Annotated in this window: 19 protein-coding genes; 10 read left to right on the forward strand and 9 right to left on the reverse strand. The window is 74.9% G+C overall.

The window, feature by feature from the left end; translation table 11 throughout:
- Window positions 1-7: 7 nt before the first annotated feature.
- Window positions 8-544 (forward strand): DUF4334 domain-containing protein, encoded by a 537-nt coding sequence (locus ACI79H_RS11370; protein WP_456554495.1) that lies wholly within the window; start codon window positions 8-10, stop codon window positions 542-544.
- Here ACI79H_RS11370 and ACI79H_RS11375 read toward each other — a convergent pair.
- The 4 genes from ACI79H_RS11375 to ACI79H_RS11390 are packed head-to-tail and all read right to left on the reverse strand — an operon-like array spanning window position 528 to window position 3,098.
- On the reverse strand, window positions 528-941 hold the full coding sequence (locus ACI79H_RS11375) for an arsenate reductase ArsC (RefSeq protein ID WP_456554496.1): 414 nt from the start codon (window positions 939-941) through the stop codon (window positions 528-530). The two genes, ACI79H_RS11370 and ACI79H_RS11375, sit on opposite strands and share 17 nt — an antisense overlap.
- 20 nt (window positions 942-961) lie before the next feature.
- Window positions 962-1,612 (reverse strand): arsenate reductase ArsC, encoded by a 651-nt coding sequence (locus ACI79H_RS11380; protein ID WP_456554497.1) that lies wholly within the window; start codon window positions 1,610-1,612, stop codon window positions 962-964.
- A complete protein-coding gene (gene arsB / locus ACI79H_RS11385) occupies window positions 1,609-2,733 on the reverse strand; it encodes an ACR3 family arsenite efflux transporter (RefSeq protein ID WP_456554498.1) in 1,125 nt (374 codons plus the stop codon). Before arsB ends, ACI79H_RS11380 begins: the two co-directional genes overlap by 4 nt.
- Complete coding sequence (locus ACI79H_RS11390) at window positions 2,730-3,098, reverse strand: metalloregulator ArsR/SmtB family transcription factor (RefSeq protein ID WP_456554499.1); 369 nt, start codon at window positions 3,096-3,098, stop codon at window positions 2,730-2,732. The genes arsB and ACI79H_RS11390 overlap by 4 nt, the downstream gene beginning before the upstream one ends.
- A 104-nt stretch (window positions 3,099-3,202) precedes the next feature.
- On the opposite strand from ACI79H_RS11390, the gene ACI79H_RS11395 reads away from it, so the two are divergent.
- A complete protein-coding gene (locus tag ACI79H_RS11395; protein ID WP_456554500.1) occupies window positions 3,203-3,622 on the forward strand; it encodes an ArsI/CadI family heavy metal resistance metalloenzyme in 420 nt (139 codons plus the stop codon).
- Window positions 3,623-3,649: 27 nt separating this feature from the next.
- Window positions 3,650-4,603 (forward strand): hypothetical protein, encoded by a 954-nt coding sequence (locus ACI79H_RS11400; protein WP_456554501.1) that lies wholly within the window; start codon window positions 3,650-3,652, stop codon window positions 4,601-4,603.
- A gap of 9 nt (window positions 4,604-4,612) precedes the next feature.
- Here the strand turns inward: ACI79H_RS11400 and ACI79H_RS11405 are convergent, their stop codons facing one another.
- Entirely contained in the window at window positions 4,613-5,563 is a 951-nt protein-coding gene (locus ACI79H_RS11405) for a S1C family serine protease (RefSeq protein ID WP_456554502.1), read from the reverse strand.
- 86 nt (window positions 5,564-5,649) lie between these two features.
- Window positions 5,650-6,171 (reverse strand): DinB family protein, encoded by a 522-nt coding sequence (locus ACI79H_RS11410; protein WP_456554503.1) that lies wholly within the window; start codon window positions 6,169-6,171, stop codon window positions 5,650-5,652.
- 90 nt (window positions 6,172-6,261) lie between these two features.
- On the opposite strand from ACI79H_RS11410, the gene ACI79H_RS11415 reads away from it, so the two are divergent.
- Entirely contained in the window at window positions 6,262-7,251 is a 990-nt protein-coding gene (locus ACI79H_RS11415; protein WP_456554504.1) for a helix-turn-helix transcriptional regulator, read from the forward strand.
- Here the strand turns inward: ACI79H_RS11415 and ACI79H_RS11420 are convergent.
- The gene (locus ACI79H_RS11420) at window positions 7,215-8,150 is read right to left on the reverse strand and encodes a GGDEF domain-containing protein (RefSeq protein WP_456554505.1); all 936 of its coding nucleotides are present in this window, start codon (window positions 8,148-8,150) and stop codon (window positions 7,215-7,217) included. The two genes, ACI79H_RS11415 and ACI79H_RS11420, sit on opposite strands and share 37 nt — an antisense overlap.
- Before the next feature lie 109 nt (window positions 8,151-8,259).
- Window positions 8,260-9,687, reverse strand: coding sequence for an NAD(P)/FAD-dependent oxidoreductase (locus ACI79H_RS11425; RefSeq protein ID WP_456554506.1), 1,428 nt, complete (start codon window positions 9,685-9,687; stop codon window positions 8,260-8,262).
- A 113-nt stretch (window positions 9,688-9,800) separates the two neighbouring features.
- Between ACI79H_RS11425 and ACI79H_RS11430 the strand changes: the two genes are divergently transcribed.
- Window positions 9,801-10,481 (forward strand): alpha/beta fold hydrolase, encoded by a 681-nt coding sequence (locus ACI79H_RS11430; RefSeq protein ID WP_456554507.1) that lies wholly within the window; start codon window positions 9,801-9,803, stop codon window positions 10,479-10,481.
- 38 nt (window positions 10,482-10,519) lie between these two features.
- Here ACI79H_RS11430 and ACI79H_RS11435 read toward each other — a convergent pair whose 3' ends face one another.
- Entirely contained in the window at window positions 10,520-11,956 is a 1,437-nt protein-coding gene (locus ACI79H_RS11435) for a xylulokinase (RefSeq protein WP_456554508.1), read from the reverse strand.
- A 66-nt stretch (window positions 11,957-12,022) separates the two neighbouring features.
- Here ACI79H_RS11435 and ACI79H_RS11440 point away from each other — a divergent pair, with 66 nt between their 5' ends.
- From ACI79H_RS11440 to ACI79H_RS11460, 5 genes are all read left to right on the forward strand, one after another.
- Window positions 12,023-13,282, forward strand: coding sequence for an ROK family transcriptional regulator (locus tag ACI79H_RS11440; protein WP_456554509.1), 1,260 nt, complete (start codon window positions 12,023-12,025; stop codon window positions 13,280-13,282).
- Window positions 13,283-13,308: 26 nt separating this feature from the next.
- Entirely contained in the window at window positions 13,309-14,469 is a 1,161-nt protein-coding gene (gene xylA, locus ACI79H_RS11445) for a xylose isomerase (RefSeq protein ID WP_456554510.1), read from the forward strand.
- A gap of 112 nt (window positions 14,470-14,581) precedes the next feature.
- The gene (locus ACI79H_RS11450; RefSeq protein ID WP_456554511.1) at window positions 14,582-15,748 is read left to right on the forward strand and encodes an ROK family protein; all 1,167 of its coding nucleotides are present in this window, start codon (window positions 14,582-14,584) and stop codon (window positions 15,746-15,748) included.
- 195 nt (window positions 15,749-15,943) lie between these two features.
- Window positions 15,944-17,527: a sugar ABC transporter ATP-binding protein gene (locus ACI79H_RS11455; protein ID WP_456554512.1), complete on the forward strand. Its 1,584-nt coding sequence runs from the start codon at window positions 15,944-15,946 to the stop codon at window positions 17,525-17,527.
- Window positions 17,524-18,702, forward strand: coding sequence for an ABC transporter permease (locus ACI79H_RS11460; RefSeq protein ID WP_456554513.1), 1,179 nt, complete (start codon window positions 17,524-17,526; stop codon window positions 18,700-18,702). The genes ACI79H_RS11455 and ACI79H_RS11460 overlap by 4 nt, the downstream gene beginning before the upstream one ends.
- Window positions 18,703-18,714 lie beyond the last annotated feature (12 nt).

Genomic DNA, 18,714 nt, shown 5'->3' on the forward strand with positions numbered 1-18,714 from the left:
GCCGTCCGTGGACGGTGAGCAGTGGCTGGTCGAGCACGCGGCCGGTGCCTCGCGCGACGAGGCGCTGGCCGCGTTCGACGCGCTGGACGCCGTCGCGCCCGAGGGCATGCTGGGCCGGTGGCGGGGGAGCGGGCTGCCCACCGGCTCGCCGCTGGACGGCCTGCTCGAGGCCTACGGCTGGTACGGCAAGCAGTTCCTGGACGCCGAGTCCGTGCACCCGCTGCTGTTCGCCACCCGGTCGGGGCCGCGGCCGGTCGACCCGGCGTTCGTGCCGATGGCCCTGCTGCGGGACCGGCCGCGGCTCGCGCACTCGCGGGCCGCGCGGACGGCGTTCCGCCTCGCCCGCCCGCTGGTGACGACGTCGGAGCCGCGGGCCCGGCTGCGGGCCGTCGAGCACCGCGGCGTGGTGACAGCGGCGATGGTCTACGACGCGCTGCCGGTCATCGACGTCTTCCGGGCGGTCTCGGCCGACGTCCGGCTGGGGCTGATGGACCTGCGCGGGCTGGCCGGGCCGTTCTTCTTCGTGCTCAGGCGCGAGCGCTGACCCCGAGCTCGGCGAGCAGCCCGCGGATCCGCTGCTCGATCTCGTCGCGGATCGGCCGCACCGAGTCGACGCCCTTGCCGGCCGGGTCCTCCAGCTGCCAGTCGAGGTAGCGCTTGCCGGGGAAGACCGGGCAGGCGTCCCCGCAGCCCATGGTGATGACGACGTCGGAGGCCTCGACGGCGTCGGTGGTGAGCACCTTCGGCCGCTGGTCGGAGATGTCGATGCCGACCTCGGCCATGGCCTGGACCGCGGCCGGGTTGACCTGGTCGCCGGGCAGCGAGCCGGCCGACCGGACCTCGACGGCGTCGCCCGCCAGGGAGCGCAGCCAGCCGGCGGCCATCTGCGAGCGGCCGGCGTTGTGCACGCAGACGAACAGGACGCTGGGGGTCTCGGACACGGGATGCCTCTCGATCGTGGTCAGGCGGGGGACGGCTGCAGCTCGGCGAGCAGCGCGCGGACCCGGGCGTCGATGTCGTCGCGGATGGCGCGCACCTCGCCGAGGCTGAGGCCCGCGGGGTCGCGCACCCGCCAGTCGAGGTAGCGCTTGCCGGGGTAGACCGGGCAGGCGTCGCCGCAGCCCATCGTCACGACCACGTCGGCGGCGCGGACGACGTCGTCGGTCAGCGGCTTGGGGAACTCCCCGCCGAGGTCGACCCCGACCTCGGCCATCACCGATCCGACCGCGTCGTCGATCGAGGCGGCCGGCTGCGAGCCGGCGGAGCGGACGTGCACCCGTCCGCCGCCGTGGTGCTGCAGGAGAGCGGCGGCCATCTGCGAGCGGCCGGCGTTCTGCACGCAGACGAACAGCACCTCGCAGACGTCGCTGCCGAGCGCGCCCTTCGACTGGGCGAGCGCGGTGAGCCGCTCGGTCGCGAAGCGCCCGGCGAGCACGGGCAGGTGGGCGGTGACCGTGGCCGTCCTGGCGAGCGCCGTGTAGGACTCGAAGACGTAGCGGTCGATCGTCTCCCGGGCGAAGACGCCGGAGAACCGGGCGGCCAGCTCGTCGGCGAGCCGGTGCAGGGACGCCTCGGGGGTGAGCAGGCCGGGCAGTGCCTTCTCGTCGGTCATCGCGCGCTTCGGACGGGGTCGGGGACGGAGGGGTCGCCGGGGAACCAGCGCCGGCCGGCCCACAGCGAGACGTAGACCAGGGCGACGAGCACCGGCACCTCGATGAGCGGGCCGACGACGCCGGCGAGCGCCTGCCCGCTGGTGACCCCGAAGGTCCCGATGGCGACGGCGATGGCCAGCTCGAAGTTGTTGCCGGCGGCCGTGAACGCCAGCGTGGCGGTCTTCGCGTACCCCAGGCCCAGCCGCATGCCGAGCAGGAACGAGCCGCCGAACATCAGGGCGAAGTAGGCCAGCAGCGGCAGCGCGATGCGGGCGACGTCGACCGGGTTCGACGTGATCGCGTCGCCCTGCAGCGCGAAGAGCATGACGATCGTGAAGAGCAGCCCGTACAGCGCCATCGGCCCGATGCGCGGGAGGAAGCGCTCCTCGTACCAGGCCCGGCCGCGGCGGCGCTCGCCGATCGTGCGGGTCAGGAACCCCGCGACCAGCGGGATGCCGAGGAAGACCAGGACGCTGAGCACGATCGCCCACACGCTGAACTCCGCCGACGTCGTCGGCAGTCCCAGCCAGCCCGGAAGCACCTGCAGGTAGAACCAGCCCAGAGCGGCGAAGGCGGCGATCTGGAAGACGGAGTTGATCGCGACCAGCACCGCCGCGGCCTCGCGGTCGCCGCAGGACAGGTCGTTCCAGATCAGCACCATCGCGATGCAGCGGGCCAGCCCCACGATGACCAGGCCGGTGCGGTACTCGGGGAGGTCGGGCAGCAGCAGCCAGGCCAGGGCGAACATCAGCGCCGGGCCGAGCACCCAGTTGAGCACCAGGCTGGCGGCCAGCAGCCTGCGGTCGCCGGTGACGCGGTCGAGCTCGGAGTACCGGACCTTCGCCAGCACCGGGTACATCATCAGCAGCAGCCCGATCGCGATCGGCAGGCTGACGTCGCCCACCTCGACGGCGGTCAGGGCGTCGTCCAGGCCCGGCACCCAGCGGCCCAGGGCCAGGCCGAGCGCCATCGCGGCGAGGATCCAGACGGGCAGGTACCGGTCGAGGGTGGAGAGCTTCTGCAGGACCGGGGCGTCGCCGGGGACGTCGGTGCGGGCGCTCTCGCGGACGGCGTCGCTCATGCCGTCGCGAGCGCGGGGGTCGAGAACAGGTTGGCGACGGCGGACAGCGCCTGGGGCCGCACCGCGTAGTAGACCCAGACGCCGCGCTTGTCGCGGTCGAGCAGGCCCGCTGAGTGCAGCACCTTGAGGTGGTGGCTGATCGTCGCCTGCGTGAGGTCGAAGGCGTCGTTGAGGTCGCAGACGCAGGCCTCCCCGGTGGTGCTCGAGGCGATGAGGCTGACCAGGCGCAGCCGCACCGGATCGGCCAGCGCCTTGAGCAGCGGCGCCACCTGCTCGGCCTGCTCGGCGGACATCGCCGTGCCGGACAGCGGCGTGCAGCACGCCAGGCCGGGGTCGCTCATCGTCATCTCCTGGGTCGTGGACATCGGCTGCCATCGTATCGATGCTTGTCGTATTGACAAGTGTCGATTCCCGGTGTTCATTCGGCGTTCATCGACGTCTGTCGATGTCTCGTCCAGAGGAGGACCCCATGTCCCGTGTGCAGCTCGCGCTCCGCGTCGCCGACCTCGACGCCGCCGTCGACTTCTACTCGCGGCTGTTCGACACCCGGCCGGCAAAGCGCCGCCCCGGATACGCCAACTTCGCCGTCGCCGAGCCGCCGCTGAAGCTGGTGCTGCTCGAGGGCGCAGCCGGCGAGCCCACCCGCATGGACCACCTCGGCGTCGAGGTCGCGTCGACCGACGACGTCACCGCCGCCACGACCCGGCTCGCCGGTGCCGGCCTGGCCACACGCGTGGAGGACGGCACGACCTGCTGCTACGCGGTCCAGGACAAGGTGTGGGTGACCGGTCCCGGCGGCGAGCCGTGGGAGGTCTACACGGTCACCGGCGACGCACGCCCGGACCTGGAGGGGCGGACGACCGCCGAGCCCGCGCCGGCCTGCTGCTGAGGGGGGTCTCTGGCATCGTCCTGGTCCGTGGACCTGGACGAGGTGGCCGACGAGCTCTACGGCGTCCCGCCGGAGGAGTTCGTCGGGCTCCGCAAGGCCCGGCAGGACGACGCCAAGGCCGAGGGCGACAAGGCGCTGGCCAAGGACATCGGCGCGCTGCCCAAGCCCTCGGCCGCCGCGTGGGCGTGCAACCTGCTGGTGCGCGGCCACCGGGAGGAGCTGGAGAACCTCGTCGAGCTCGGCGGCCTGCTCCGCGAGGCGCAGGAGAACCTGGCCGGTGACCAGCTGCGCGCGCTCGACGTCCAGCGGCGGCAGCTGGTCACCGCCCTGACCCGGCAGGCCCGCGGGCTCGCCGCCGGGGAGGGCCACCCGATCAGCACGTCGGTGGCCACCCAGGTGGAGGAGACGCTGCGCGCGGCGATGGCCGACCCGGACGCCGGCGCCGCCCTGCTGACCGGCCGGCTCACCTCACCGATGTCCTACAGCGGCCTGGGGACGACGGTGTCCACGCCCGACCTCCGGCTCGTGCACCCCGCGCCGAGGCCCGAGCGCCCCGCCGCGCGACCGGCGAAGGCGGGCCCGCCGAAGCCCGCGGCGAAGGGGTCGGGGGAGTCGGCGGCCGAGCGCCGGGCGCGCGAGCAGGAGGAGCGCCGGAAGGCGGCGGAGGAGAAGCGGCAGCGCGAGCTGGCCGCCGCCCGCACCGCTGCGGAGGAGGCCACCGCGGCGGCCGACGAGGCGGCGTCCGCCCTCGAGGAGCACCGCCGGGAGTCCGAGGCGCTCGCCGCCCGCCGCACCGAGCTGCAGGCCCGGGTGGACGAGCTCGCCGACCAGCTGGCCGAGGCCGAGCGCGCGGTCGCCGACGTCGCGGCGGCGCTGCGGCGGGAGGAGCGACGTCGGGCCGCCGCCGAGCGCCAGGCCGCCGAGGCGGCCGAGGTGCGCGACCGTGCTGCGGCGCACCTCGCCGCGCTGGACGATGACTGACCGGGCCGGTCAGCCCGTGAGCTCGCCCGGCAGCGCGATCACGTCGACCATCGCGCCGTTGCGGAACACCGTCATCGGCAGCGGCTGCCCGATCGCCTCGGTGAACAGCAGCCGCTGGAGGCTCTGCGCATCGGCGACCGGCCGGTGGCCGGCCTCCAGGACCAGGTCCCCGCGCCGGAGCCCCGACCGGTCCGCCGGCCCGCCGGACACGACGTCGACGACGCGCAGCCCGCGGCGCCGGCCGGTGCGGGCGGCGAGGTCGGCCGGCAACGGCGCGGGCGTGCTGACCAGACCGAGGTAGGCCCGGCGCACGCGGCCGTCGGCGACGAGCGCGGCCAGGATCCGGCGGCTCGTCCCGTTGATCGGCACCGCGAGGCCCAGGCCCCAGCCCGCGACGGCGGTGTTGATGCCCACCACGCGCGAGGAGGCGTCGGCCAGGGCGCCTCCGGAGTTGCCCGGGTTGAGCGCGGCGTCGGTCTGGATGACGTCCTCCACGACGCGCGCCGTGCGCCCGTCGCGGGTGGGCAGCGAGCGGCCGAGCCCGCTGACCACCCCGGCGGTGACCGACCCGGCCAGGCCCAGCGGGTTGCCGACCGCCACGACCAGCTGCCCGACCCGCAGGGTCGCTGCGTCCCCGAGCTCGGCCGGCGGCGGCGTGGCGCCCCGGGCCCGCACCACGGCCAGGTCGGACAGCGGATCGGCCCCGACGACGTCGACGTCGACCTCCGTGCCGTCGGCGAACACGGCGCGGCCGACCCGGGACCGGGCCACGACGTGGGCGTTGGTGAGCAGCAGGCCCTCGTCGCCGACGACGACGGCCGACCCGGCTCCCGAGCGCCCGTCGGGGCCGCTGACCTCGAGAGCCGCCACGTGGGGCGTCAGGTCGGCCGCCACCGTGGTGACGACGCGGGAGTAGGCGTCCAGCGCCGTCTCCGGCGCGAGGGCTTCGGGCTCGGTCATGGCGCACTCCTGATTACGGGATTACGCACACCAGTGAACTCCTCGCCCAGCCGCCGGGGCAGCGATCACGCTCAGGGCGGAACGGGTCAGCCCATCGTCTTCTGGCCGTCGAGCGATTCCCGGATGATGTCCGCGTGGCCGGCGTGCTGGACGGTCTCGGCCGCGATGTGCATGAGCGCCCGGCGCACGGAGCGGTGCGCGCCCGGCGGGAACCACGGCGCCTCGGGCAGCGGGAAGGAGACGTCGAGGTCCAGCGTGCGGGCGAGCTCGTCGGTGCGCGCGGCCACCTCCTCGTACTCGGCCAGCGCCCCCGCGAGCGTCTCGCCGGCCAGCAGCCGGTGGCCCTCGGCCCAGTCCCGGTAGCCGGCGTCGTCGGTGGGTGCGGCCATCGCCGAGGGCCCCTCGACGCAGAAGCGGGCCCAGCCCGCCTCGGTCCGGGCCACGTGCTTGATCAGCCCACCGAGGGTGAGCTCGCTGACCGTGGTGCGCTCGCGGGCCTGCTCGTCGGTCAGGCCCTGGACGGTGAAGCGCAGGAACCAGCGGGAGCTCTGCAGCAGCTCGAGCAGGTCGGCGCGCTCGCCGGTCGCGGGCGGGGGAGTCGTGGTCATGGTCGTGCCTTCCGTCGGAGTGGTCCGTCGCAGACCACGCTAGGGAGGATCGGTGCCAGATCCTGACCGCGATGACGGCAGGATCGGGACATGACGAGCCCCGGGAACCGGACGCTGCGGCTGCTCTCGCTCCTGCAGCAGCGGCGGCACTGGCCCGGCGGTGAGCTGGCCGCCCGACTGGGCGTCTCGCTGCGCACCCTGCGGCGCGACGTCGAGCGGCTGCGCGAGCTGGGGTACCCGGTCGACGCCTCACCCGGCGTCGACGGCGGCTACCGGCTGGCACCGGGCACGGCGCTGCCCCCGCTGGTGCTGGACGACGAGGAGGCGGTGGCGCTGACCGTCGGGCTGCAGGCCGCCGCGCAGAGCGCCGTCACCGGCATGGCGGAGGCGTCGGTGCGCGCGCTGACCACCGTCGTCCAGGTTCTGCCGGCGCGGCTGCGCCGCCGGGCGGAGGTGCTCGGCGCCATGACCGTGCCCGCTCCCGGAGCGGCGACGGGCGCCGCGGTGGACCCGCAGCTGCTCGTCGCCGCCGCCGTCGCCTGCCGGGACACCGAGCGGGTGGAGTTCGGATACACCGCCGCCGACGGCGCCCGCACCGACCGGCTCGCCGAGCCCTTCCGGCTCGTCGCGATGGGCAGGCGCTGGTACCTGGTCGCCTACGACCTGGGCCGGGGCGACTGGCGCAGCTTCCGGCTGGACCGGATCTCCGGCCTGCGCGGGACCGGGCAGCACTTCGCCCCGCGCACGCTCCCGGCCGAGGACGCGGCCGCCTTCGTGCGACGCGGCACGGATGCGCGGGCGGGGGCGCACGTGGTGGAGGCGCTGGTGGAGGCCGCCGCGGCCGACGTGCACCGGCGCATCGGGCCGTGGGCGACGGTGACCGAGGAGCCCGGGGGCCGCTCCCGGCTGCGGATGGAGACCCACGACCTGAGCTGGGCGGCGCTGGCCCTGGGCAGCCTCGGCGCTGAGTTCACGGTGCTCTCACCACCCGAGCTGCGCGACCTGCTGGGGGAGTGGGCGGGACGGTTCGAGCGCGCGGCGGGTCAGGAGGGGCAGCGGCCGGCGCGCTTGGCCACGTAGAGATCCTGGTCGGCGCGCGCGAGCATCCCGCTCAGCGTGTCGCCCGGCTGCACGGTGGCCAGGCCGACCGACCAGCGGAACCGGTGGGTCGCCTGGAGCCGGCCCATCAGCTCCTCGGCGCCCGCGCGGTCGGTGGCCGGCAGGCAGAGGACGAACTCGTCACCGCCGTAGCGGCCGAGCAGGTCGGCGTGCCGCAGCCGGCTGGTCCACCCGGCGGCGAGCTCCTGCAGCAGGGTGTCGCCGGCGCCGTGCCCCTGCTGGTCGTTGACCAGCTTGAAGTCGTCCAGGTCCAGGATGGCGATGCTCAGCGGCTCGCCGCTGCGCAGCGCGCGCGCCAGGTGCCGGGACGCCTGCTCCTCCCAGGCGCGCCGATTGGCCACCCCGGTGAGGGCGTCGGTGTCCGCGGCGTCGCGCAGCCGCCGGGCCAGCCGACCCTGCGCCTCGACGAGGGCGAGCACCGTGACGCACAGCGCCAGCCACGCCTGGAGGAAGTCGGAGGGCTCGGCCGCGGCGGCACCCGCGCTGGCACCGGCGACGGCCAGCCAGGTGTGGGCGCGCGCGGCCGGGAGCGAGAGCACGTGCGCGCTGTACAGCGCGACGCCGGTGAGCGCCGGGCCGAGCCCGACGATGCCGACCGCGGTCGCAGAGCGCCAGGCGAGGACGGCGATGAGCAGCGAGACCACGGCCAGCGCGGCGTGCAGCGCGGGCGCGGGCAGCGCCCGGCCGAGGACGGCCATCGTGCCGCCGACCAGCACGCCCACGACGCCCATGACCCAGAGCAGGTCGACCGGAGCCCCGGGGCTCATCGGCCAGGCCGCGCCGATGAAGCACAGGGCTCCGCCGACGAGGTAGAGCGCAGCCAGCAGCGTCGCTGCCGGGGCTCGCCGGAGGCCGTCCATGCCGTCTAGGTCGGACGCTGCCGACCCGACCTGGACCCGGGCACTCCCGGTCTGACCCCACGGGGGGAGACCGGTGCGTCCCGGGTTGCGGTCGGCGCGGGGGCGGGCATCAGGCCGAGTCGCGCTGGGTGATGTCCTGCTCGTGCGGCACCGGCTCCTTGGGGCCGCCGGTCTTGGACGCCTCCCAGCCCGAGCCCAGCTGCTCGAGCGCCAGCCGGCCGTACACCTGCTGCTGGGTGGCCACCCGCTGCGAGCGGCCGCGGCCCAGGAAGCTGATCAGCCAGTGGAACACCGTGGTGAAGCGGCTCTTGAAGCCGACGATGTACATGAGGTGCACGACCAGCCACAGCACCCAGGCGATGAAGCCCTCGAACTTGAACCGCCCGATGTCGGCGACCGCGGAGAAGCGCGAGATCGTCGCCATCGAGCCCTTGTCCTTGTACCTGAACGGGGCCGCGGGCGCCTTGCCGGCCTGCCGGCGCTTGATCGAGTCGGCGGCGTAGCGGCCGCCCTGGATGGCCACCTGCGCCACGCCGGGCAGCTTGCCCAGGGCCATCATGTCCCCGACGACGTGCACCTCGGGGTGCCCGGGCAGCGTGAGATCGGGCAGCACCGAGATGCGGCCGGCCCGGTCCACCTCGGCGCCGGACTGCTCGCCGAGGATCCGGCCCAGCCCGCTGGCCTGCACGCCGGCCGCCCAGATCTTGGTGGCGGCGTTGATCCGGCGGACCTGGCCGTCGGAGTCCTTGACGTCGAGCCCGTCGGCGTCGACGTTCGTCACCATCGCGCCGAGCTGCACCTCGACGCCGATGCGGTTGAGGTGCCGGCGCGCCCGGTCACCTAGCTTCTCGCCGAAGGAGGGCAGCACGATCGGGGCGGCGTCCAGCAGGATGATGCGCGCCTGCGTGGGGTCGATGTTCCGGAAGTCCCGCTTGAGGGTGCGCCGCGCGAGCTCGGCGATCTGGCCGGCCATCTCCACGCCGGTGGGGCCCGCGCCGACGACGACGAAGGTCATCAGCCGGTCGATCTCGGCCTGGTCGGTGGCCAGCTCGGCCAGCTCGAAGGCGCCGAAGATGCGGCCGCGCAGCTCGAGGGCGTCGTCGATGCTCTTCATGCCGGGGGCGAACTCGGCGAACTGGTCGTTGCCGAAGTACGACTGGCCGGCGCCCGCTGCGACGATGAGCTCGTCGTAGGGGTGCACGCTCGTGCGGCCGAGCACGGTCGAGGTGACCGTCCGGGCGGTCAGGTCGATGTCGACGACCTCGCCCAGGACGACGCGGGTGTCCTTCTGGTGCTTGAGGATCTCGCGCGTGGCCGGGGCGATCTCGCCCTCGGAGAGGATGCCGGTCGCCACCTGGTAGAGCAGCGGCTGGAACAGGTGGTTGGCCGTCTTGCCGATCAGCGTGACGTCGACCGGGGCGCGCTTGAGCGCCTTGGCGGCGAACAGCCCGCCGAAGCCGGAGCCGATGATGACGACGCGGGGTCGCCCGCTGTCGCTCTCGCGTCCGGAGGGGGCCCGCGTCGCTGCTGTCGTCATGCTCCCGATTCTCCCACTCCGGGCGCATCCCGCCCGCCGGACCGTGGGGCGATACGGGCCACAGTCGGGCGCGCGCGGTGGTCCTGACCAGCCCGGACGGGTAGACCGCGTGCATGTCCTCCACGCCCCTCCGCGTCGTCGCCGTGCCGGGTCTGGGGCTCGACGCGCGCTCCTGGACGGGCGTGCAGCGCCGGCTGCCGGCATCGGTCCCGGCCGCGGTGCTCGCGCTGCCCGGCATGGGCCGCCGCGAGCCGGTGCCGGGGGTGGGGGAGCTGGCCGAGCAGGTGCGGGCCCGCCTCGGCCGTGGTCCGGTCGTGCTCGTCGGGCACTCGCAGAGCTGCCAGGTGGTGGCCGCCGTCGCCGAGCGCGACCCCCGCGTCGTCGCCGTCGTCCTGCTCGGGCCGACGACGGCGCCGCAGCTCCGGCGCCCGGGCGGGCTGGTCGCGGCCTGGCTGCGGACGGCGGTGCGCGAGCCGTGGCGCCAGGTGCCGCGGGTCCTGGCGCAGTGGCTGCGCACCGGGCCGCGGGCGATGCGCGCGCTGTGGCGCCGCGCCGCGCCGGACCGCATCGAGCTGCGGCTGCCTCGCATCGCCGTCCCCGTCACGGTCGTGCGCGGCACCCGCGACGCGCTCTGCCCGGCCGGCTGGGCCGCCGCGCTCGCCGCCGCCGCACCGCAAGGCCGGCTCGTCGAGATCCCGGGAGCCGCCCACATGACCGTGCACACCCACCCCGCCGACGTGGTCGCCGTCCTCCGCGACGAGATCGGCGATCTCGCGCGCTCCGGCGCTGTCTAGCGTTCGAGATCGGCGATCTCGCGCGTTCCGGGGTCCCCTCACTGGCCGTCGGTGCGGCCGCGCACCTCCGCGTAGCGCTCCCGCACCCAGGGCACGGGCGCGGCCTCGAACGTCTGCAGGCCCGGCTGCGCCCACTGCGGCGGCTCCGCCTCGCCGGAGAGCACCCACGCCGCCTGCCGGGCGGCGCCGTCGGCCACGTACTCGCCGGGCGGCGGCACGAGCACCGGCCTGCCGAGGACGCCGGGGGCCAGCTGCTGGACGGCGGGGGAGCGGGCGGCGCCGCCGACCAGGAGCACCCGCTCGACCCGCACCCCCTGGGCGACGACGGCCTCGATGCCGTCGGCGAGCCCGCACAGCAGCCCCTCGACTGCCGCGCGGGCGAGGTGGGCCGGCGTCGAGGTGCGCAGCGTCAGGCCGTGCACCGATCCGGTGGCGTGCGGCAGGTTGGGGGTGCGCTCGCCCTCGAGGTAGGGGACGAGCACCAGCCCTCCGGCGCCCGGGGGCGCGGTCAGCGCGAGGTCGGACAGGGTCGCGTGGTCGACGCCGAGGAGCGCGGCCGCGGCGTCCAGCACCCGGGCGGCGTTGAGCGTGGCGACCAGCGGCAGGTGCCGGCCGGTCGCGTCGGCGAAGCCCGCCACCGTGCCGCTGACGTCGGCCACCGCCGTCGAGGTCACGGCCGAGACGACCCCCGAGGTGCCGATCGAGACGACGACGTCACCGGGGCGGGCAGCCAGCCCGAGCGCGGCCGCGGCGTTGTCGCCGGTGCCCGGTCCGAGCACGGCGCCGGTGCCCGCGAGCGTCCCGACCCGCTCGGCCGGGCCGGCCACGCGGGGGACGGCGGGGCGGCGGCCGCGCATCGCCCGCTCCAGCAGGTCGGGGCGGTACTCGCCGGTGCGCGCCGACCAGTAGGCGGTGCCGCTGGCGTCGCCGCGGTCGGTGGTCAGCGTGTCCAGCGCGCGCCCCTCGGACAGCCGCCAGGTCAGCCAGTCGTGCGGCAGGCAGACCGCCGCGGTGCGGTCGGCGTGCGCGGGCTCGGCGTCGGCCAGCCAGCGCAGCTTGGTCGCGGTGAACGACGCGACCGGCACCACGCCGACGGCGTCGGCCCAGACCTGCCGTCCGCGGTCCTCGTCGCCGTCGCCCAGCTCCAGCACCAGGTCGTGCGCGGCGGCCGCCGAGCGGACGTCGTTCCAGAGGAGGGCGTCGCGGACGACCTCCCCGTGCTCGTCCAGGCAGACCATGCCGTGCTGCTGGCCGCCGACCGCGAGCGCCGCCACGTCGTCCAGGCCGCCGGCCTGTTCCGCCGCGGCGGTGAAGGCCTCCTCCCACGCGCGGGGGGCGACCTCGGTGCCGGGCGGGTGCGGCGCCCGGCCCGAGCGGACCAGCTCGCCGCTGGCCGCGTCGCGGACGACCACCTTGCAGGCTTGCGTCGAGGTGTCGACGCCGGCGACGAGGACCCGTGAGCTTGACCACTCCATGACCGCCACCCTAATTTGTTGGATGCCCCGACGAATAGGGGTCCCGGCACGATCGAGGAGGTGGCCGTGTCCGAACCGCACCGGCTCCTCGGTGTCGCCCGTCGCGCCGCACCCGCCGACCAGGCCGCCGTGCGACGCGGCAACCTCGGGTTGGTGCTCCGGCTCCTCCGGGACGCCGGTCCTCGGTCGCGGGCGCGCATCGCCCAGGAGACCGGGCTGAACAAGGCCACCGTGTCCAGCCTGGTCGCCGAGCTCGCCGACCGGGGCCTCGTCTCGACCGGTGAGGTCGACCGCGCCGGGTCCGTCGGGCGGCCCGGGCTGACGGTGCACCTCGACGGCGCGGGGGTGTGCGGCATCGGCGTCGAGCTGAACGTCGACTACGTCGCCGTCCTGGCGCTCGACCTGCGCGGCGAGGTCCGGTTCGAGCGCCGGGTGGCCCTCGACGTGCCCGCGCTCGGTGCGGAGCGGACGCTGGACGAGGTCGCCCGGCTGGTGAGCGAAGTGCTCGCGGCCGTCGGTGACGCCGTGCTCGTCGGTCTCACGGTGGCCGTGCCGGGGCTGGTGCGCAGCGTCGACGGCGTCGTCACCGATGCGCCCAACCTCGGCTGGCACGACGTCCCCGTGCTCGCGGGGCTCGCCACCCGGCTGCGGCCCGGCTACCCGGTCCGCGTGGAGAACGACGCGAACCTCTCGGCCATCGCCGAGTGGGCCCGGGGGCCCGAGGCGCGCACGCCCGACCTGGTCTACCTGACCGGTGAGGTGGGCGTCGGCAGCGGCCTCGTCGTCGACGGCCGGGTGCTGCGCGGGACCGCCGGGTTCTCCGGCGAGGTCGGCCACACGCCGCTCGGCGACCCCGCGGTCGTCTGCGGCTGCGGGCGGCGGGGCTGCTGGGAGACCGTCGTCGGCCTCGGCGCCCTGCTCCGCGCCGCCGCCGACCCCGGCGACCCGGTGCGGGACTCCGGCCGCGACCTGGAGTCCCGGCTGGCCGAGCTCGCCGCGCGTGCCGACGCCGGTGACGCCCGCACGCTCGACGCGCTCGCCGCGGTGGGGGCCGGACTGGGTACGGGCGCGGCCGTGCTGATCAACCTGGTCAACCCGCAGGTGGTCCTGCTCGGCGGCTACTTCGCCGTGCTCGGCCGGTTCCTCGTCGGGCCGATGACCGCAGCCCTCCGCGACCGCGTCCTCGCCGCCGACCTCGGCGGCGCCCGCGTCGTCCTCTCCACCCTCGGCTTCACCGCGGCCGTGCGCGGCGGCGCGCACGTCGCCCTCGAGCAGGTCTTCGACGACCCGACGCTCGTGCCGGCCCCCGAACTGACCCACCACTGATCGAACGACGGACGGAGAACCCCACCATGCCCGACCTCACCCCCACCCGGGACGACAAGTTCAGCTTCGGCCTCTGGACCGTCGGCTGGCAGGGCGTCGACGTGTTCGGCGGCGCGGTGCGCCCGCCGCTGGACCCGGTCGAGGCCGTGCACCGGCTGGCCGAGCTGGGTGCTGCGGCGGTCACCTTCCACGACGACGACCTCGTCCCGGACGACGCCACCCGCGACGCCACCCTCGCGCGCTTCAAGCAGGCCCTCGACGAGACCGGCCTGGGCGTGGAGATGGCCACCACCAACCTCTTCGGCGCCCCGGTGTTCAAGGACGGCGGCTTCACCGCCAACGACCGCGCCGTCCGCCGCTACGCCGTCGCCAAGGTGCTGCGCAACATCGACCTCGCCGCCGAGCTGGGCGCGAAGACCTACGTCCTGTGGGGCGGCCGCGAGGGTGCCGAGTCCGGCGGCAGCAAGGACGTCGCCGCCGCGCTGGACCGCTACAAGGAGGGGCTGGACCTGCTCTGCGCCTACGTGCGCGAGAAGGGCTACGACATGCGGTTCGCCCTGGAGCCCAAGCCCAACGAGCCCCGTGGCGACATCCTGCTGCCGACGATCGGGCACGCGCTGGCCTTCATCGAGCAGCTGGACGAGCCCGACCGGGTGGGCCTCAACCCCGAGGTCGGCCACGAGGAGATGGCCGGGCTGAACTTCGCGCAGGGCATCGCCCAGGCGCTGTGGCACGGCAAGCTGTTCCACATCGACCTCAACGGCCAGCACGGTCCGCGCTTCGACCAGGACCTGCGCTTCGGCGCCGGCAACCTGCGCGGCGCCTTCTGGACCGTCGACACGATGCTCGGCTCCGGCACCGGCCGGGCCTACGACGGCTACGTGCACTTCGACTACAAGCCGCCGCGCACCGAGGACATCGAGGGCGTCTGGGAGACCGCGCGGGCCTGCATGCGCAACTACCTGATCCTGCGCGACAAGGCCCGGGCCTTCCGCGCCGACCCGGAGGTCGCCGCGGCGCTGGAGGCGGCCAAGGTCGCCGAGCTCGCCGTCCCCACCCTGGGCGAGGGGGAGTCGCTGGACGCCCTGCGGGCCGAGGCGCACGACCCGGTGGCGCTGGGCGAGCGGGGCCTGCACTTCGAGCGCCTCGACCAGCTGGCGATGGAGCACCTGCTCGGCGTGCGCTGAGCGCGACGCGCGGTGAGGGGGCCGGGGAGCACGCGCCCGGCCCCCTGACCGGCGTTGCCCCGTCCGTGTGCGAGGGCTCTGCGCGAGGGCCCGCGCGTGCCACTATGGCGCCGTGGCGTCCACCTCAGCGTCTGCCGGCGCACTGCTCCGGCACGTGCGCACCGGTCGCGCGCGGAGCCGCGCCGACCTCGTGGCGCTCACCGGGGCGTCGCGCAACACGGTCAGCGCGCGGGTGGACCAGCTCATCGCCGCCAACCTCCTCGAGGAGGGCGGGCGCGGCTGGAGCACCGGCGGCCGGCCGCCGACCCTGCTGCAGTTCAACAGCCGCGCCGGGTGCGTCCTCGCCGTGGACCTGGGCGCCAGCAGCGTCGACGTCGCCGTCACCGACCTGTCGGCGCAGATCCTGGCCACCGTCGGGCACCCGATCGACATCGCCGACGGTCCGGAGGCGGTGCTCGCCGAGGTCGACCAGCTGGCGCAGAAGGTGCTGGCCGAGGCCGGACTGACCCCGGACGACGTGTGCGCCGTGGGCGTCGGCGTCCCGGGGCCGGTGGAGTTCTCCACCGGCCGGCCGTCCTACCCGCCGATCATGCCGGGCTGGCACGACTACCCGGTGCCCAGCGCGTTCGGCCGCTACGGCTGCCCGGTGTACGTCGACAACGACGTGAACGTGATGGCGCTCGGCGAGATCGGTGTCGCGGGCTCGGTGCAGGACCTGCTGGTGGTCAAGGTGGGCACCGGCATCGGCTGCGGCGTCATCGTCGACGGCCGGGTGTACCGGGGGGCGCAGGGCAGCGCCGGCGACATCGGGCACATCCACGTCGCCCGGCCCGACGGCGCCACCGTCACCTGCCGCTGCGGCCAGGAGAACTGCCTTGAGGCGATCGCGGGCGGCCAGGCGCTGCTCCGGGACGCCCGCGCGGCGGGGCTCCCCGTCGAGACGGTCCGCGACGTCGTAGAGCTCGCCACCCACGGCGACGGCGCCGCGCTCGAGCTGGTCCGCGGCGCCGGGCGCACGATCGGCACGGTGCTCGCGGCGCTGGTCAACTTCTTCAACCCGCACCGCATCGTCATGACCGGCGGTGTGGCCCGGGCCGGTGTGCCGCTGCTGGCCGGCATCCGCGAGGCGGTTTACCGCCGCTCCATGCCGCTCGCTGCGCGGACCCTGGAGATCACCGTCAGCGAGGCCCCGGACCTCTCCGGTCGGGTGGGCGCTGCCCGCATGGCGATCGAGCAGTTCCTCGACGAGGACTCCGTCGACCAGGCCATCGCGCGCTGACGCGATGACCGCGGTCCTCAGGACCGCACCGCGACCAGGAGTCGCTCCCGTCGCACCCGGCCCCACCCGTACCCCCGAACGGGTCTCAGTTCGATAACCGGTGCCGTCGGCCTTGACCCCCGTGTGGTGCCGCTCATATGTTCCTGCCTCAACCGACTAATGGTCAACGGTGAGCAAAAGTCTGGAGTACGACGAGTGACGGATCCGGATCGCCCGGCCGCGAGCGCAGGGGCACCCCTGCTCGAGATGCACGGCATCGTCAAGACGTTCCCGGGGGTGCGCGCCCTCGACGGCGTGGACCTCGACGTCCGCGCCGGTGAGGTCCACTGCCTGCTCGGCCAGAACGGCGCCGGCAAGTCCACGCTGATCAAGGTGCTGGCCGGGGCGCACCAGCCCGACGCCGGCCGGATCACCTGGCGCGGCGAGGAGGTCACCCTCGGCACCCCCCAGGCGGCCATGAGCCGCGGCATCGCCACGATCTACCAGGAGCTCGACCTGGTCTCCGGCCTCACGGTGGCCGACAACATCTTCCTGGGCCGCGAGCAGTCGCGCTTCGGCATCACCCGCCCGGCGGCGGCGAACAAGGCGGCGTCCCAGCTGCTCACCCGCCTCGGGCACCCCGAGATCCGGCCGACCGCCGAGGTCGGCTCCCTCCCCGCCGCCGCGCAGCAGATGGTCAGCATCGCGCGGGCGCTCTCGCAGGACGCGCGGCTCATCGTCATGGACGAGCCGTCCGCCGTCCTGGACAACGAGGAGGTGGAGCGGCTCTTCGCCGTCGTCCGCGACCTCACCGCCCACGACGTCGCCGTCGTCTACATCTCCCACCGGCTCGAGGAGATCCGCCAGATCGGCGACCGGATCACCGTCCTCAAGGACGGCAGCACCGTCGCCACCGGGCTGCCCGCCCGCGAGACGCCCACCCGCGAGGTCATCACGCTGATGACCGGCCGCACCATCGAGTACGTCTTCCCGGAGCGGCGGGGCGAGGTCGCCCGCGACGAGGCGCCGCTGCTCGAGGTCGAGGGCCTGGGCCTGCGCGGCAGCTTCCGGGACGTGTCCTTCAGCGTGCGCCCCGGCGAGATCGTCGGCCTGGCCGGTCTGGTCGGCGCCGGGCGATCGGAGATCCTCGAGACCGTCTTCGGTGCCCGCCGCGCGAGCGCCGGCACCGTCCGCGTCGGCGGGAAGAAGCTGCGCAACGGCGACGTCGGCAGCACGGTCGCCGCCGGCGTCGGCCTGGCGCCCGAGGAGCGCAAGAGCCAGGCGCTGCTGCTCGGCGACTCCGTCTACCGGAACATCAGCATCTCCAGCCTGGCCCGGTTCGCCCGCGGCGGCTTCCTCGCCCGCGGCGCCGAGCGCACCGCCGCCCAGGAGCTGACCCGCTCGCTGGACGTGCGCCCCGCCGACGTCGACCGGGAGGTCCGCACGCTGTCCGGCGGCAACCAGCAGAAGGTCGTCCTGGCCCGCTGGCTGCTGCGCGACTGCCGCGTGCTGCTCCTCGACGAGCCCACCCGCGGCGTCGACGTCGGCGCCCGCTCGGAGATCTACGCACTGGTGCGCGACCTGGCCGACCGCGGCGTCGCGGTGGTCGTGGTCTCCAGCGAGATCCCCGAGGTCCTGGGGCTGGCCGACCGCGTGCTGGTGATCGCCGACGGCGCGGTCGTCGCCGAGGAGCGGGCCGACGCGCTCGACGAGCACCGCGTGCTCGATCTGATCATGGCGGGGACCGCCCACACGGGCACCCCGATCGCAACGATGCAGCACGAAGGGGACGTGGCATGAGCAGCAGCACCACGGCGACGACCGGAGGCGCGACCGACGTGTCCGCGGCGCCGGCCGGCGGGCGCCGGGACGCCGGCAAGGGGCCGGGCTTCATGTCCGGGCCGGTCGGCCGCAACCTGGGCCTCGTCGTCGCGCTGGCCATCCTCTGCGCGGTCGGCCTGATCACCGCCGGGGACCGCTTCGCCGACGTCGACAACATCCTGACGATCCTGCGCGGCGCCTCGATCGTCGGCGTGGTCAGCATCGGCATGACCTTCGTGATCATCGGCGGCGGGATCGACCTGTCCGTCGGCGCGATCGCAGCGCTCTCGTCGGTGTGGGCCACCACCCTGGCGACGCAGCAGATGGCCGAGGACACGCACTGGATCGTCATGGTGTTCACCGCCCTCGCCGTCGGCGCGGTCGCGGGCCTGGTCAACGGCGTGGTCATCGCCTACGGCAAGCTCGCCGCCTTCATCGCCACCCTGGCCATGCTCACCGCGGCGCGGGGCCTCGCCGAGATCATCGCCAACCGGCGGACGCAGATCGTCCGGGACAGCGCGTTCCTGGACTTCTTCTCCGGTGACGTGCTGGGCATCCCGACGCTGGTGATCATCTTCGCGCTGGTCTCGCTGGCCGGCTGGATCCTGCTGAACCGCACCACGTTCGGCCGGCGCACCTTCGCCGTCGGCGGCAACGCCGAGGCCGCCCGGCTCGCCGGCATCCGGGTGCAGCGGCACACGGTCAAGCTCTACGTGCTCTCCGGGATCACCTGCGGCATCGCCGCCGTGATGATCATGGGCCGCACGACGACCGGCAGCTCGACGCACGGCACGCTCTGGGAGCTGGAGGCCATCGCGGCGGTCGTCATCGGCGGCACCCTGCTCATCGGCGGCCGGGGCACGATCGTCGGCACCGTCCTCGGCGTGATCATCTTCTTCACGCTGGGCAACGTCTTCACGCTCAACGACCTGTCCAGCTCGGCGCAGGCCGTGGCGCGCGGCGTGATCATCGTCGCCGCCGTGCTCCTCCAGCAGCGCCTGGCCACGGGCAGCTTCTCCTTCGGCCGACCAGGCGACGGCTCGGCCACCTCCGGCGGCGCCGTCGTCCAGGGCGCTTCCGCCGGGGCGGTCTCCGGCGGCACCAGCGAGCCGGGTGGCCCCGGCGGCGCCCGGCCCGGCGCACCCACGACCTGACCGGGGTGCGGC

This window comes from Blastococcus sp. SYSU D01042 (assembly GCF_054050515.1).